The sequence below is a fragment of the Kocuria sp. CPCC 205258 genome (assembly GCF_040981005.1).
In the GTDB taxonomy this organism is placed as follows: Bacteria; Actinomycetota; Actinomycetes; order Actinomycetales; family Micrococcaceae; genus Kocuria; species Kocuria rosea.
This window is the reverse complement of sequence record NZ_JAVKPS010000001.1, coordinates 153,726-168,026: the sequence shown is the minus strand read 5'-3', so window position 1 is coordinate 168,026 and position 14,301 is coordinate 153,726. Positions and strand designations below refer to the sequence as shown.

Annotated in this window: 17 protein-coding genes; 12 read left to right on the top strand and 5 right to left on the bottom strand. The window is 74.9% G+C overall.

Annotation, left to right across the window (positions count from 1 at the left end; all coding sequences use genetic code 11):
• The first annotated feature begins 75 nt into the window (after positions 1-75).
• A complete protein-coding gene (locus RF644_RS00795; RefSeq protein ID WP_017833476.1) occupies positions 76-735 on the top strand; it encodes an SDR family oxidoreductase in 660 nt (219 codons plus the stop codon).
• 104 nt (positions 736-839) lie between these two features.
• Here the strand turns inward: RF644_RS00795 and RF644_RS00790 are convergent, their stop codons facing one another.
• Both RF644_RS00790 and RF644_RS00785 read right to left on the bottom strand, forming a co-directional pair.
• The gene (locus RF644_RS00790) at positions 840-1,304 is read right to left on the bottom strand and encodes a nuclear transport factor 2 family protein (RefSeq protein ID WP_052133002.1); all 465 of its coding nucleotides are present in this window, start codon (positions 1,302-1,304) and stop codon (positions 840-842) included.
• On the bottom strand, positions 1,301-1,840 hold the full coding sequence (locus tag RF644_RS00785) for a nuclear transport factor 2 family protein (RefSeq protein ID WP_052133003.1): 540 nt from the start codon (positions 1,838-1,840) through the stop codon (positions 1,301-1,303). The genes RF644_RS00790 and RF644_RS00785 overlap by 4 nt, the downstream gene beginning before the upstream one ends.
• A gap of 145 nt (positions 1,841-1,985) precedes the next feature.
• On the opposite strand from RF644_RS00785, the gene RF644_RS00780 reads away from it, so the two are divergent.
• The 4 genes from RF644_RS00780 to RF644_RS00765 are packed head-to-tail and all read left to right on the top strand — an operon-like array spanning position 1,986 to position 4,189.
• Positions 1,986-2,468, top strand: a complete 483-nt coding sequence (locus RF644_RS00780) for a pyridoxamine 5'-phosphate oxidase family protein (protein WP_017833479.1) — start codon at positions 1,986-1,988, stop codon at positions 2,466-2,468.
• Positions 2,465-2,803, top strand: a complete 339-nt coding sequence (locus RF644_RS00775; protein WP_017833480.1) for an acylphosphatase — start codon at positions 2,465-2,467, stop codon at positions 2,801-2,803. Before RF644_RS00780 ends, RF644_RS00775 begins: the two co-directional genes overlap by 4 nt.
• A gap of 41 nt (positions 2,804-2,844) precedes the next feature.
• The gene (locus RF644_RS00770) at positions 2,845-3,810 is read left to right on the top strand and encodes a cation diffusion facilitator family transporter (RefSeq protein ID WP_207307532.1); all 966 of its coding nucleotides are present in this window, start codon (positions 2,845-2,847) and stop codon (positions 3,808-3,810) included.
• Complete coding sequence (locus RF644_RS00765; protein WP_017833482.1) at positions 3,800-4,189, top strand: hypothetical protein; 390 nt, start codon at positions 3,800-3,802, stop codon at positions 4,187-4,189. The genes RF644_RS00770 and RF644_RS00765 overlap by 11 nt, the downstream gene beginning before the upstream one ends.
• Here the strand turns inward: RF644_RS00765 and RF644_RS00760 are convergent.
• On the bottom strand, positions 4,164-4,607 hold the full coding sequence (locus RF644_RS00760; RefSeq protein WP_242630460.1) for a DUF779 domain-containing protein: 444 nt from the start codon (positions 4,605-4,607) through the stop codon (positions 4,164-4,166). The genes RF644_RS00765 and RF644_RS00760 overlap by 26 nt on opposite strands.
• Positions 4,608-4,694: 87 nt before the next feature.
• Positions 4,695-5,465, bottom strand: a complete 771-nt coding sequence (locus tag RF644_RS00755; RefSeq protein ID WP_368794968.1) for a spermidine synthase — start codon at positions 5,463-5,465, stop codon at positions 4,695-4,697.
• A 92-nt stretch (positions 5,466-5,557) separates the two neighbouring features.
• Here RF644_RS00755 and RF644_RS00750 point away from each other — a divergent pair, with 92 nt between their 5' ends.
• A complete protein-coding gene (locus tag RF644_RS00750; protein ID WP_368794967.1) occupies positions 5,558-7,087 on the top strand; it encodes an MDR family MFS transporter in 1,530 nt (509 codons plus the stop codon).
• 18 nt (positions 7,088-7,105) lie between these two features.
• Here the strand turns inward: RF644_RS00750 and RF644_RS00745 are convergent, their stop codons facing one another.
• On the bottom strand, positions 7,106-7,720 hold the full coding sequence (locus tag RF644_RS00745; protein WP_035928155.1) for a cyclodeaminase/cyclohydrolase family protein: 615 nt from the start codon (positions 7,718-7,720) through the stop codon (positions 7,106-7,108).
• 231 nt (positions 7,721-7,951) lie between these two features.
• Here RF644_RS00745 and RF644_RS00740 point away from each other — a divergent pair, with 231 nt between their 5' ends.
• The 6 genes from RF644_RS00740 to RF644_RS00715 all read left to right on the top strand — a co-directional run bounded on the left by RF644_RS00740 (position 7,952) and on the right by RF644_RS00715 (position 14,287).
• On the top strand, positions 7,952-8,203 hold the full coding sequence (locus RF644_RS00740; RefSeq protein WP_017833487.1) for a hypothetical protein: 252 nt from the start codon (positions 7,952-7,954) through the stop codon (positions 8,201-8,203).
• Positions 8,204-8,284: 81 nt separating this feature from the next.
• A complete protein-coding gene (locus RF644_RS00735) occupies positions 8,285-10,180 on the top strand; it encodes a pyruvate kinase (protein WP_368794966.1) in 1,896 nt (631 codons plus the stop codon).
• Positions 10,181-10,243: 63 nt separating this feature from the next.
• Positions 10,244-11,218 (top strand): acyl-CoA thioesterase, encoded by a 975-nt coding sequence (locus RF644_RS00730; RefSeq protein ID WP_017833489.1) that lies wholly within the window; start codon positions 10,244-10,246, stop codon positions 11,216-11,218.
• 106 nt (positions 11,219-11,324) lie between these two features.
• Entirely contained in the window at positions 11,325-12,143 is an 819-nt protein-coding gene (locus tag RF644_RS00725; protein WP_368794965.1) for a di- and tripeptidase, read from the top strand.
• A 169-nt stretch (positions 12,144-12,312) separates the two neighbouring features.
• Positions 12,313-13,254 carry a glycerophosphodiester phosphodiesterase gene (locus RF644_RS00720; protein WP_368794964.1) on the top strand — a complete coding sequence of 314 codons (942 nt, stop codon included), beginning with the start codon at positions 12,313-12,315 and terminating at the stop codon, positions 13,252-13,254.
• A gap of 115 nt (positions 13,255-13,369) precedes the next feature.
• The gene (locus RF644_RS00715; protein WP_368794963.1) at positions 13,370-14,287 is read left to right on the top strand and encodes an FAD:protein FMN transferase; all 918 of its coding nucleotides are present in this window, start codon (positions 13,370-13,372) and stop codon (positions 14,285-14,287) included.
• Positions 14,288-14,301 lie beyond the last annotated feature (14 nt).

The following is a 14,301-nucleotide window of genomic DNA, read 5'->3' as shown; positions in this document are numbered from 1 at the left end:
GTGTCCCTGCGGCCGGGAGGGGGCTAGCGTCGGGGGAGAACACCACGTCCCCTCACCACCCCAAGGAGCACATCCATGTCCCGCACAGCCATCATCGGCGGCCACGGCAAGGTCGCCCTCGTCCTCGCCCAGCTGCTCAAGACCGGCGGCAACGACGTCACGAGCATCTTCCGCAACCCCGACCACACGGACGACGTCGAGAACACCGGCGCGTCCCCCGTGGTGGCCGACGTGGAGCAGCTGTCGGTCGCCCAGCTCGCGGACCTGCTCGAGGGCCAGGACGCCGTCGTGTGGAGCGCCGGCGCCGGCGGCGGCAGCCCCGAGCGCACCTACGCCGTGGACCGGGACGCGGCGATCCGCGCGATGGACGCGGCCGTGATGGCCGGTGCCAAGCGCTTCGTCATGGTCTCCTACTTCGGCGCCGGCCAGGACCACGGCGTCCCCGAGGACGACCCCTTCCACGCCTACGCCCAGGCCAAGGCCGACGCCGACGACCACCTGCGCGCCTCCTCGCTCGACTGGACGATCGTGGGCCCCGGCGCCCTCACGGAGGACGAGGCGACCGGCAGGATCGACGTGTCCGCGGGCGAGCGGGACGGCGAGCACCGGACCTCGCGGGCCAACGTGGCGCTCGTGGTCGCGGCCGTGCTGGACGACCCCTCGACCATCGGGAAGACCATCGAGTTCTCCGACGGGCACACGCTCATCACCGAGGCGCTCGAGGTGCAGCCGTGACCGCCTGAGCGCACCGCACGAGGGGCGGCCGCCGCGCACCGGGACCCCGGGCACGGCGGCCGCCCCTCGTCGCAGGGCCCCTGACCAGCAACGGCGCAGGGTTCCTAGGCCAGGAAGTCGGCCGTCCCCAGGACGCGTGCGGTCGCGCCGGGCGCGGTCGTGCCGGGTCCGGGCGCGTCCAGGGCGGCGATGCGGCGCTCGGCGATCCGCCAGCCGTCCGGGGTGCGCACGAACAGGTCCAGCTGGTCCCCGCCCAGCGCGGTCCCGTCGGCGCACACCACCAGCCACTTGCTCCAGGCCCGCACCCGGTCCGGGGCGAGCCGGCGCAGCACCGTGTCGGTGACCAGGTGGGGGTCCCGGGTCTCGGCCAGGGTCCGCTCGGCGATCTCCGCGGGCCCGCGCGCGGTCCCGCCCGGGGAGACGACGACGGCGTCCCCGGTGAACACCCGGTCCAGGTCCGGCCAGGCGCGGGCGTCCACCACCCGGGCGCACCGGCTCAGGACGGTGCCGATCTCGAGCGCGTCGGCGGCGGGCACCCGGTCCCATCCCGCGCCCGGTGCGGGGCTCACCGGCGGGCCCGGTCGGCGGCCGCGAGCACGGCGTCGTCGAACATCGCGTAGGCGTACGGGGCCGGTGCGTAGCCGCCCTCGGCGAGCGCCGCGGAGGCGGAGTCGTTGCGGGGCGCCACGGTGCGCCGCTCGATCCGCCACCCGTCGGCGGTGCGCCGGAACGTGTCGATGTAGTCGCCGCAGGCCACCCTCCGGTCCCACGTCAGCAGCAGCATCCTGGACCAGCACACGGCGGTGTCCGCGTCCACGGCCTCCACGATCGAGTTCAGGGTGTGTGTGGCGGGGAAGCGGGCGAGATCGACGGACTCGACGAAGCGCCGCACGCCCGCCGGGCCGTCGAACTCCCCCTGCGGTGCGCTGAGGCGGACTCCCGGCACGAACACCTCCCCGAACATGTCCCACTGGCGGTTGTCCAGCAGGTGCGAGGAGAAGCTCAGGATCTCGGCGATCTCGATCCGGTCCTGGGCGCTGAGCGCCCCGGTGGTGCTCTCCGTCGTGCTCTCCGCGGTCTGCTCCGAGACCTGTGTGTCGTCCATGGTCCTGCTCTCGTCCTCTCGTCCTTCTCGTGGGCCGACCGGCCGGGCCGTTCCGGCGCGCCGGCGCACGACAAGCGGTTCCGCCCATGATGAATTCCCGGGCCCGGCCGTGCCACGAGGCCCGGTCGTTCCCTAATCTGACCACATGAGCACCCACCAGGATGACATCCAGCACATCGTCGAGTTCGTGAACCGCACCCGCGTCGGCATGCTCAGCACCCGCGAGGCCACCGGCAAGCTCGTCAGCCGCCCGATGACCGTGGTCGACGTGGCCCCGGGGGAGGACCTCAACTTCTTCACCAGCCGGGACACCTCCTCGGTCCGGGACGTGGCGGCCAACGACGCCGTCAACGTCGCATTCGTGGGGGACCACGAATGGGTCTCGATCTCCGGCGCCGCCGAGGTGGTCGAGGACCGGCAGGTGCTCGAGGGGCTGTGGTCCGACGCGCTGAAGGCGTACTACCCGGACGGGCCCGCCACCCCCGGGCTCGTGGTGCTGCGCGTGCGCACGGAGACCGCCGAGCACTGGCGCAGCCCCGGGACGGTCGCCACCGCGCTGCGCTGGGCCAGGGCCCGCGCCACCGGGGAGCAGATCGACCCCGGCCAGTCCACGGTGGTGGACCTGTGAGCCTGCCCCCGATCCACCAGGGAGCCACCGCCGGCCGGGACCCCGAACGGCTGGACCTCGAGGAGGTCCTGCGCCTGACCGCCGTGGTGCACGGCTCCGTGCAGGGCGTCGGGTTCCGCTGGTGGACCGCGCGCCACGCGGAGCGGCTGGGCCTGCACGGCTCGGCGGTGAACAACGCGGACGGCACCGTGGGGGTGATCGCCGAGGGCCCCCGGCACGCCGTGCGGGACCTGCTCAAGGCCCTCAACGGCGGCGGCACGCCCGGCGCCGTGATGAAGGTGGACTCCCACTACGGCCCCGCCACCGGGGAGTTCCGCGGGTTCGTCACCGGCTGAGCCGCGACGCCGCGCCCCCGCCCGCGTTCTACGATGGGGGCATGGCTCACGACCACGCCGGGGACCGCGGACGCGCGGAGCACGACCACGGGCCCGGGCACTCGCACGCCGGCCCCGGGACCGACCGGTGGCGGATCGCCACCGCCCTCGGGATCACCGCGGCGCTGTTCGTCGTCCAGCTGGTCGGCGCCCTGTGGACGGGCTCCCTGGCGCTCCTTATCGACACCGCCCACGTGCTCACGGACGCGGGCGGGCTGCTGCTCGCGCTGATCGCCGCGCAGCTGACCCTGCGCCCGCCCAGCGCCCGGCGCACGTGGGGCTGGCGCCGCGCGGAGATCGTGGCCGCGGCCCTGCAGGCCGGGGTGCTGCTGGCCGTCGGGCTGTTCGTCCTCGTGGAGGGCGTGCGCCGGTTCCTCGAGCCGCACCCGGTGGCCTCGGCCGAGATGCTGGTCTTCGGCGCCCTGGGCCTGGCCGGCAACCTCGTGGCGATGGCCGTGCTCTTCGGGGGCCGGCGCTCGAACCTGAACCTGCGCGCGGCGATGCTCGAGGTGCTCAACGACGCACTGGGCTCGGTCGCCGTGATCGTCGCGGCCGTGGTCATCACCCTCACCGGCTGGGTGCAGGCGGACGCCGTGGTGGCGCTGCTCATCGGGGCGCTCATCGTGCCCCGCACCATCCGGCTGCTCGTGGAGTCCCTGTCCGTGCTCATGGAGAGCGTGCCCCCCGGGCTCGACATGGACGAGGTCCGCGGGCACATCCTCGAGCTCCCGCACGTGGTGGAGGTCCACGACCTGCACGCGACCCGGATCTCCTCGGACCTGCCCGTGCTCACCGCCCACGTGGTGCTCGAGGAGGAGTACTTCTACTCCGGCGGCTCCGCGGAGGCGCTGGGCCGGATCCAGCAGTGCGTGGCCGAGCACTTCCCCGTGTCCGTCCAGCACTCCACGATCCAGCTGGAGCCCGCGGACCACGACGAACCGGAGGTCTGCGCCCCCCATGAGCACTGAGCCCCCGAGCGGCGAGCAGCACTGCCTGGTCGTCTTCGTCCCCGCCACCCACGCCGAGCAGGTCCTGCAGGCCCTGGGCGAGGCCGGGGCGGGACGGGCCGGGAACTACTCCCACACCGCGTTCGTGAGCCGCGGCACCGGGCGGTTCACGCCGCTGCCGGGGGCGCACCCCGTGATCGGGGAGGTCGGCCGGCCCCAGGAGGTCGACGAGGTCCGCATCGAGACGCTGTATCCGGCCGCCGAGCGCGAGCGCGTGCTGCGGGCGATGGCCGGGGCCCACCCCTACGAGGTCCCGGCCTTCACCACCTTCCCGGTCCACGACCGGGGCCCGTCCTTCGACGAGCAGGGCCGGCTCAGGAGCCGGCCGGATCCTGCATGAGCGCCGAGCGGATCAGGAAGCGCTTGCCCTCCGGCGCCTCCACCGAGAACCCGGAGCCGCGGCCCTCCACCACGTCCACCGTGAGGAGGGTGTGCTTCCAGTACTCGAACTGCTCGCGGGACATCCAGAACTCGAGCTCGGCCGTGGCCGGGTCACCGGGCAGCGTGAACACGCCCAGCAGCACGTCCGCCGGGCCGGTGAGGAAGTCCCCGGCCGGGTAGCACATGGGCGCGGAGCCGTCGCAGCACCCGCCGGACTGGTGGAACATCAGCCGCCCGTGGATCCCCCGCAGCGTCCCGAGCAGCTCCACGGCGGCCGGCGTCAGGGCCACCCGGGAGAACGTCTCGCCCTCGACGGCGGGGACGGACTCCAGGACGGCGGTGTCCCCGGCGGCGCCCCCAGCGGTGTTCCCGGGGATGTTCGCGGTGGCATTCGCGGTGGTGCTCTCTGCGGTGTTCTCGGCGGTGCTCACAGCACGCTCCTCGGCTCGGCGGTGTGATCCACGCTACAGGCGGTGGAGCAGTTCCTCCAGGCCGAGGCCGTCCAGCACGCCCGCCGGGTGCGGTCCGGCGGCGGCGAAGGCGTCCGCCCACTCCCGGGGCAGGGCCCGGCACCCGCCCACGAGGACCAGGTTGCCCGGGTAGCGTCCCGTGAGCAGCCGCTCCTCGGCCAGGCACCACACGTCGGCCAGCGCCTCCCGCATCGCCCGCGCCTGCCCGGCGAAGAACGCCAGCCCGGGGTCGTCGCCCACGTTGACGACCAGCACCCCGCCGGGCGCCAGCAGCCCGGCGGCCTCGGCGTAGAAGGACGGCTCCGTGAGGTGGGCGGGGGCGTCCCGGCCCGAGAAGACGTCGAGGACCACGAGGTCCGCGGTCCCGGGGGCGACGACGTCCGGCAGGGCCGCCCGGGCGTCGTCGATCACGACGCGCACGTCCGCCCCCGCGGGCAGGGGCAGCGCCTCGAGCACGAACGCGGGCAGCTCCCGCTCGAGCTCCACGGCGACCTGCGCGGAGCCGGGCCGGGTCGCGGCCACGTACCGGGCGAGCGTCAGGGCCCCGGCGCCCAGATGGACCGCGGTGACCGGCGCACCCGGCGCCGCCACCACGTCGACGACGCCGCCGATCCGCCGCAGGTACTCGTAGAAGATCTCCCCGGGGCGGGCAAGGTCCACGTGGGACTGCTCGGCCCCGCCGATGGAGAGCACGAACCCGCCCTCGGTGAAGCCGTCCGGGGTGATCTCGGCGTGCACGCCGGCGTCCTTGAGGTATCTGCGCATGAGCCCATTGTCACTTCCTGGACGGGAATGAAGCGGGGGCCGGGACGGCTCTACCGGTGAACCACTGCTGCGTCCCGAAGGATCCCCCGCCCATGGCACCCGACGTCCCCGTGTCCGAGACCCCTCCCGTCCCCGCCCCCGCGCCCTCCACCGGGCTCCCGGACACCGGCCCCCCGGCCGTCGTCGCGGACACCGACCACTCCGCCCGCAACCGCCTGGTCATCGGGCTGCTGCTGGTCTCCACGTTCGTGGTGATCCTCAACGAGACGATCATGGGCGTGGCGCTGCCCCGCCTCATGGCCGACCTCTCCGTCACGGCGGTCGCCGGCCAGTGGCTCACCACCGCCTACATGCTGACCATGGCCGTGGTCATCCCGGTGACGGGGTTCCTGCTCCAGCGCCTGCACACCCGGCCCGTGTTCCTGACCGCCATGACCCTGTTCAGCCTCGGCACCCTCGTCTGCGCGGCCGCGCCCGGGTTCGGGACGCTGCTCGCGGGGCGGGTGGTGCAGGCCGGCGGCACGGCCATCATGATGCCGCTGCTGATGACCACGGTGCTGACCCTGGTGCCGCCGGCCGGGCGCGGGCGGGTCATGGGCAACATCTCGATCGTCATCTCGGTCGCCCCGGCCGTGGGGCCCACCATCTCGGGCGTCATCCTCAGCGTGCTCGAGTGGCGGTGGATGTTCATCCTGGTGCTGCCGATCGCGGTGGGCTCCCTGCTGCTCGGCGCGTGGCGGATGCAGAACGTCACCGAGCCCCGCCCGGCGCCGCTGGACGTGGTCTCGGTGGTGCTCTCGGCCCTGGGCTTCGGCGGCCTCGTCTACGGCCTGAGCACCCTCGGCGAGGGCGGGGACGCCGCGCTCCCGGCGTGGGTGCCGCTCGTGCTGGGCGTGGCCGCGCTGGCCGTGTTCGTGCGGCGCCAGACGCGGCTGCAGCGCGCGGACCGCGCGCTGCTGGACCTGCGGACCTTCCGGTCCCGGGTGTTCACGATGTCCACGGCGGTGCTCGCCGTCAGCATGATGGCCCTCTTCGGCACGCTGATCGTCCTGCCCATCTACCTGCAGACCGTGCACGGCCTCGACCCCCTGGGCACGGGCCTGCTGCTGCTGCCCGGCGGGCTCGTCATGGGACTGCTGGCGCCCTTCGTGGGGCGGGTCTACGACCGCTCGGGTCCCACCGTGCTGCTCGTGCCGGGCTCGATCCTGCTGAGCGCGTCCCTGTGGTACCTCGCCTCCACCACGGGGGCCACGCCCGTCCCGATGGTGCTGCTCGCCCACGTGGTGCTCAGCACGGGTCTGGCCCTGATGTTCACCCCGCTGTTCACCGCGGGCCTGGGCGCCCTGCCGACACGGCTGTACTCGCACGGCTCCGCCATGGTGGGCACCCTGCAGCAGGTGGCGGGCGCGGCGGGCACGGCCCTGTTCGTCACCGTGCTGACCCTCTCCGCCGCCGGCGCGGCGGCCGCCGGGGCCTCGGCTCCCGAGGCCACCGAGGCGGGCGTGCGGAGCGCCTTCCTGTGCGGCGGGATCATCTCGCTGCTCGCCGTCGTCGGCTCCTTCGGGGTGCGCCGCCCCGCGGGCACGGCGGGCACGGAGAGCGCCGCGGGCGCGGAGGACTGAGGCCCGCGGGCCCGGTCCTCAGCCCCGGACGCGCTCGCGGATCAACCGCGTGAGCTCCGCGGCGTCCTCGACGGCCCGCTCGCCCTCGGCCAGCCCCGCACGCAGCTCCTCCCGGGTCGCGGCGTCCTTGAGGGCGCGGACGTTGATCTCGAGCGTGACCATGGCCGTGGCCACCGCGGCCCGGGCCGCCTCGGAGGCCGCCGCCACGTCGCTGAGGACGTTGGGGTTGCACCAGCCGGTCAGCTCGCGCGCGAGCCCGACCACCTCGGTGCCCACGCCGATCAGCTCCCGCGGGGGACGCGCGGCGCCGGCCGTGGCCTCCTGGACCGCCCGCGAGCGCTCCGCCTTCTCCTCGGCGGTGTCCTTCGGCAGGGTGTAGGCGGCCGAGAGCGCGCCGAAGGCCTCGGCGTCGGCGTCCGCCAGGCCCAGCGCGCGCGGGATCAGCTCCTCGGCCCGGTCGGCCGCGCGCCGGGCACGATCCGCGTGCTCGGACGCCGTGGAGTAGCGGGCGGACATCGCGATCAGGGCCGCGCCCAGCGCCGCCTGCAGGGCGCCCGCGGCGCCGCCGCCGGGGGCGGGCTCGTCCGAGGCCATGCGCTCCACGTAGGCCCTGACGTTCTCCGAGCTGATCACAGCGGCTCCTTCCGGTGGCGGGACCTGCCGCCCGCCGCGGGGCGGGCGCAGGCGGTGGCGTCCGCACGAGCCTAGCCCTCCGCCGGTCCCCGTGGTGAGTCTCACAGCCCCCGCGGGACGAATGCACGGCCCGTCCATCGGACGGAAACGTGCCGGCCACATCCGCGGACGATCCTGGAGGTGTCCGAGGGCTCCCTCCCCGGACGCCGACCCCCGAGAGGACGTGCCGCCATGACGACCCTCCGAGCGACGACCGTCGACGCGACCACCGATGACACCTGGGTCCAGGACCCCGCCCGGATCCGCCCCGGCGACCGGATCGAGGTGTGGGAGCAGGACCACCTCCGCCACGTCGGCACGGTGGGCCAGTGCGCGCCCCACCTGCGGCTGCTCTGGATCCTGGAGGCCGGCACCGGCTCCCGCCGGCTGATCCCCGTCCACGGCTACCGCCTGCGCCGCTCCCCGTTCGCCCGCCCCGCCTGAGGCCCCGTCGCCTCGTGTTCAGCCGCTGTTCGCCCGGGGCGGGTACGGTCGGCGCTGACAGCCGGGCGGACGAGGAGGATCATGGGGAGTCAGCAGGTCGACGGCGGTCGCGGCGGGGCAGCTCCCGGCCGGGACCGCAGGAGGGAGCACGGCATGGCGGCGACCGCCCGGCAGGAGTGCGCCGCGCGGCTGCACGACCGGGTCGCGGCGCTCGTCGACGTGGTGCTCCGGGCCCGCCGGGCGGCCGTGCCGCAGCTCGAGCGCGTGAACCCCCGCCACCGCGGGTCCGCGCTCAACCTCGTGGACTACGTGGCCGTGCGCAGCCAGGACGTGCGGGACCTGCAGCGGGACCTCAGCGGCCTGGGCGTGTCCTCCCTGGGGCGGATGGAGGCCGGGGTCATGAGCCACCTCGGCGCCGTGCTGGAGACCCTCCGCGTGCTCGCCGGCCGGCCGGAAAAGGACATCGGGGCGCCCGGCCCCGACGAGCCCGGCGAGCCCGGTGCGGAGGTGCTGCGCCGCAACACCGCGGCCCTGCTCGGCCCGGGCCGGGAAGGGCGCAGCACCCGGATCATGGTCACCTTCCCCTCGGAGGCCGCCGCGGACCCCCGGCTCGTCCAGGACATGGTCCGCGCCGGGATGGACGTGGCCCGGATCAACTGCGCGCACGACGGCCCCGAGCAGTGGGCGGCCATGATCGGGCACGTCCGGGCGGCCGGGCAGGCGCTCGGCCGCGAGGTCCGCGTGGCCATGGACCTCGCGGGGCCCAAGCTGCGCACCGGGCCGATCGAGCCCGGTCCGCAGGTCGAGAAGATCAAGCCCACCCGGGACAGCGGCGGCCGGGTGACCGCCCCGGCCCGCCTCTGGCTGGGCGAGGCGGACCCGGCGGTCGACGACGACGCCCCGGCCGTCCCCGTGGCCGGCGCCGCCTGGACCGCGGCCCGCACCCCGGGGGAGCGGCTGCGGCTCAAGGACGCGCGCGGCTCCGGACGGACCCTGCGGGTGATCGAGGCCACCGGGCCCGGCGTGCTCGTCGAGTGCGCCAAGACCGTGTACTTCGCCACGGGCCTGGCCGTGCGGGCCGAGGACGGCACGGAGGGCGTGCTCGGCGAGCTGCCCGCCGTCGAGCAGTCCCTGCGCGTGCGCGCGGGGGACACCGTGGTGCTGACCCGGGACCTCGCACCCGCCCCGGTCCGGTCCGAGAGCCCCTTCCGGATCGGCTGCTCCCTGCCCGAGGTGTTCACGGACGCCCGGGAGGGGCAGCCGGCCTGGATCGACGACGGGAGGATCCGCTGCCGGATCACCTCCGTGGGGCCCGACGAGATCGTGCTGGAGGTGCTGCAGGCGGGCCCCGGCGGCACCAAGCTCAAAGCGGGGAAGGGCATCAACCTGCCCGAGACGGACCTGCGCATCTCCTCGCTCACCGACGAGGACCGCTCGCATTTGCCGTTCGTGGCCGAGCACGCCGACATCGTCAACATGTCCTTCGTGCGCTCGCGGGAGGACGTGACCGACCTGCTGCGGGAGCTCGAGCGGATCGGCAACACCGCCCTGGACGTCACCCTCAAGATCGAGACCGTGGGCGGCTTCGAGTCCCTGCCCGCGATGCTGCTGGAGGCCATGCGATGGCAGGACGTGGGCGTCATGATCGCGCGCGGGGACCTCGCGGTCGAGGCCGGGTTCGAGCGGATGGCCGAGGTGCAGGAGGAGATCCTGTGGCTGTGCGAGGCCGGGCACGTGCCCGTGGTCTGGGCCACCCAGGTCCTGGAGTCCCTCGCCAAGAAGGGCCTGCCCTCCCGGGCGGAGGTCACGGACGCGGCGATGGGCCAGCGCGCCGAGTGCGTGATGCTCAACAAGGGACCGTTCGTGGTGGACGCGATCGAGGCCCTCGACGACATCCTCGTGCGGATGGAGGGGCACACCCGCAAGAAGTCGGACATGCTCCGCCGGCTCAACGCGTGGGCGCCCGTCGTCGAGTGAGCGGGCGAGCGGTCGGGTGAGCCGCGGGGCGGACCGCGCGGTGACCCGTGCCACACTGGGGGCATGGCCGCACGCGACACCGCCGTTCTCCGCTTCCTCGCCGCCCCGACCGACGCCGGGCGCACCGGCACCGTGGACGGCGGGCGCGTCCTCGAGTGGATCGACAAGGCCGCCTACGCGTGCGCCGTGGGCTGGTCCCGGGCCTACTGCGTGACGGCGTACGTGGGCAACATCCACTTCGACCGCCCGGTGTGCGTGGGGGACATGGTGGAGGTCTCCGCGAAGATCGTGCACACCGGACGGTCCTCGATGCACATCCGGGTGGAGGTCGCCTCCGCGGACCCCCGCGAGCACGGGGTGACCCTCAAGGACACGTGCCTGATCATCATGGTGGCCGTGGACGGGGACGGCCGCCCCACCCCCGTCCCGCAGTGGGCGCCCGAGACGGAGCACGAGCGCCAGCAGTCGGCCGTCACGCAGCGGCGGATCGAGCTGCGCAACAGCATCGAGGAGCTGATGGCGGAGCAGCGGTACACGGACGAGGGCACCGCCGAGGAGACCGTGCTGCGCTTCCTCGCCGCGCCCACGGACATCAACTGGGGCGGGAAGGTGCACGGGGGCACGGCCATGCGCTGGATCGACGAGGCCGCGTACGTGTGCGGGGCCCGGTGGGCGGGCCGGCCGGTCATCGCCGTCTACGCCGGGGGCGTCCGGTTCTACCGGCCCATGCACATCGGCCACCTCGTGGAGGTCCGGGCGCGACTCATCCACACCGCGGCCCGCGGCCTGCACATCTCCGTGAACTGCTGGTCGGGAGACCCCGCAACCGGGGAGCTCGCGCTGACCACCAACTGCCTCATGGTCATGGTCGCCCTCGACGACCAGGGCCACGCCCTGCCGGCCCGGCAGTGGCAGCCGGTCAGCCAGGAGGACCGGGACCTGGACGCCTTCGCCCGGGAGCTGGTCCGGCTGCGCGCCGAGTTCCCGGACTCCTTCCAGCAGGTCGACCCGTCCGTCTCCCGGCTGCCCGGGAGCTGACCGCGACCCCTCCTCAGCCGTCGGCGAATCCCGGGACCCGATCAGCCTGCTGTGCATATAGTGGGCCGAGACCCACCGTCCCGGCACCCCACAAGGAGAGCACGCCATGGACCTGAATCCCCTGAACAACGCGTTCGACGACGAGGGCAAGCCCAAGCCCGCCATGAACAAGCTCCTCGACACCGTGCTGCGCGTGCAGCGGCCCGTGGTCCTTGGCTTCGTGAAGAAGGAGCGCGCCGACCACCCCGACGAGACGCCCGAGCAGATCGCCAGGCGGCTCGAGAAGATCTACGTCCGGTCCGTGACCATGGGCGGCGGGGCCGTCGGCGCCACCGCGGTGGTCCCCGGCATCGGCACCGTCGCGTCCCTCGGCCTGTCCTCCTTCGCGGTCGTCGGCTACCTCGAGGCCACCGCCCTGTACGCCCAGGCGATCGCCGAGCTGCACGGGGTGCACACGGAGGACCCGGAGAAGACCCGCACCATGGTCATGGCCCTGATGCTCGGCGAGGACGGCCGCCAGGTCATGAACCAGATCCTGGCCAGCGGCACCAAGGGCCGCGGCATGATGTCCTCCTGGGGCCTGATGATGGGCAAGGACGACTCGAAGACCTTCGACGTCAGCAGGATCATCCGCAACATGTTCGTCAAGCGCTTCCTGCTCAAGCAGACCGGCGCCGTGTTCGGCCGCGCCCTGCCGTTCGGCGTGGGCGCGATCGTCGGTGGGGGAGCAAACCTGGCCATGTCCAAGCAGGTCATCGCCGCGACGCACGAGGCGTTCGGGCCGCTGCCCACCACGTTCCCGGCCGAGCTCGGGCCCGAGGAGCGGGCCCCCCGGTTCGGCGACGGCACGTCCCGGAAGGGCAGGCGGGGCCGGAAGGCCGACACGGCCGCCGCGGCCCGCGGCGAGATCACCGGCGAGCAGTAGACCCCGCGCCGCGCTCCCGCGCTGACGTTCGACGACGCCCCGCGCCCGGCGGGGCGTCGTCGTCGTTCACGACAGGTCCGCCGGGGCGTGGCCCCGCGTTCACCGCGTCTCCCTAGCCTGGTGCACGAGCGGGGCGCACCGCGCCCCGACCGACAGCCGAGGGAGCGCCGTGCGGCCGATCGTCTACGCGCACCGGGGGGCCAGCGCGGACCTCCCCGAGCACACCCGGGCCGCCTACGTGCAGGCGCTGCTGGACGGCGCCGACGGGGTGGAGTGCGACGTCCACCTCAGCCGCGACGGCCACCTCGTCCTGCACCACGACGCCCAGCTGGGCCGCACGAGCGACGGCCGGGGCCCCGTCTCCGCCCGCACGCTCGCCGAGCTGCGCCGCCTCGACTGGACCTCCTGGAAGGGCGTGCGCATCCCGCCGGGCCACGGGGCGCCGGACCGTCAGCTGCTCACCCTGCCCGAGCTGCTGGACCTGCTGCGGGGAGCGGGCCGGCCCGTGGGCCTGGCCGTGGAGACGAAGCACCCCAGCCCGTTCGGCCACCGGCTCGAGGAGGAGGTCCTCGGTCTGCTGATGCGGGAGGGCTGGGACCCCGAGACCGGGCGGCTGGACGACGTCACGGTCTCGCTGATGAGCTTCCACCCCGACGCCGTCCGGCACTTCCTGGAGACGGTGCCCGCCCGGCACGTGTGCCAGCTGGTCGGGACGACCACCCGCCGCACGGTCGGGGACAGCCTGCGCGTCGGCCGCACGGCCGCGGCGGTGCTCCACGCCGGGATGCGGTTCGTGGTGCCGCCGGCGCTGCCCGTGATCTCGGCGGGCCTCGTGGACCTGGTGGGCCCGGGGCTGGACTTCGTCCGGGCCCGCCCCGACCTCGTGCGGCAGTGGCGGGCGGAGGGACGCGTGCTGCGGGTCTGGACGGTCGACACCGCACGGGACGTGGACCTGTGCCGCGCGCTGGGCGTCCAGCAGTTCACCACGAACCGCCCGGCCGACGTGCTGCGCTGGGTGCGGGCGCCCTCCGGGGCCCCGCTCGGCGTCCCGGCCGGCGGCCCGGCGGCCGTCACGGGCCGGTCCCGGTGCGCGAGCACGACGGTCGGGTAACGGGGGGTCACGTCACCGCCGGCCGGGCCCGGCGCGCGTATGCTCGACAGCAGCTGTCCGTGTCCCCCCGCACGCCGTCGTCGCCCGCCTCTCCCCCCACCACCAGGAGACGGTCATGCCCACCCCGATCCCGCCCCGCGCCCCGGACGCCGGCGCCGTGCGCGCCCCCGCCCCGGACCTCCAGGCCGAGGCCGTCCGGCTCGCCGAGCACGTGCGCCGCGAGACCGCCCGCGCCGTCGCGCCCGAGCGCATCGACTCGGAGCTGTCCCTGCTGAACCGGTTCGCCGAGCACGAGGACGTCGACGTCGTCCTCGGGCCCGTGCTCGCCGGGATCGTCGCGGCCGCCCTGCTCTCCGCCCGCCTCACGAGCGGGCTCACCGATCCCACCACCGGCGGGGCGGCCTGGCGGGCCCTGGACGGGCTCGAGCCGCACCCGGCGCCCGGGATCGGACGCCTCGACCTGGACGTGGCCACCCGGCGGCTGCGCATGGGCCGCGGCACGGTCCTGGACCTCGCGCCGGTCGCGGACGCGTGGGCGGCGGACCGCATCGTCCGGGTCTTCACGGAGACGCACCCCGGCGTTGCGCTGGTCGCCGAGGTCGGCGCGGCGTGCGCCGTGGGCGGGCCGGCCGCCGCGGCCGCCGCCCTCGTGGGCGCCGCCCCGGCGGCACGGAGCGCGGACCCCCGGACCGCCGCACCCCGGGCCGGTGTGGAGCCCGGGGTGCGGGCGGCCCTCGTCGAGCGCGGCCGGCGGGGCCTCGCGGTGGTGGAGAGCCCCGGGAGCGTCCTGGTCAACCCGGTGACCGGCGCCGCCGCGGCGAGCCCGTGGGACCGGGTCGTGGTCGCCGCGCAGAGCGCGGTGGAGGCCCAGGCCTACGCCCGCGCGGCGCACGTGCTGGGACGGGACGCGCCCGGCTGGGTCGCGGCGTGCGGGGCCGACGGCGAGTTCACCGGTTCCCGGCCCGGCAGCACCCTCCGGCGCCGCCTCAGGACACCGGGCTGGCCGGAGCGGGCGGGCCGCGCGGCGGCCTGAGCGGCGCCGGTAGC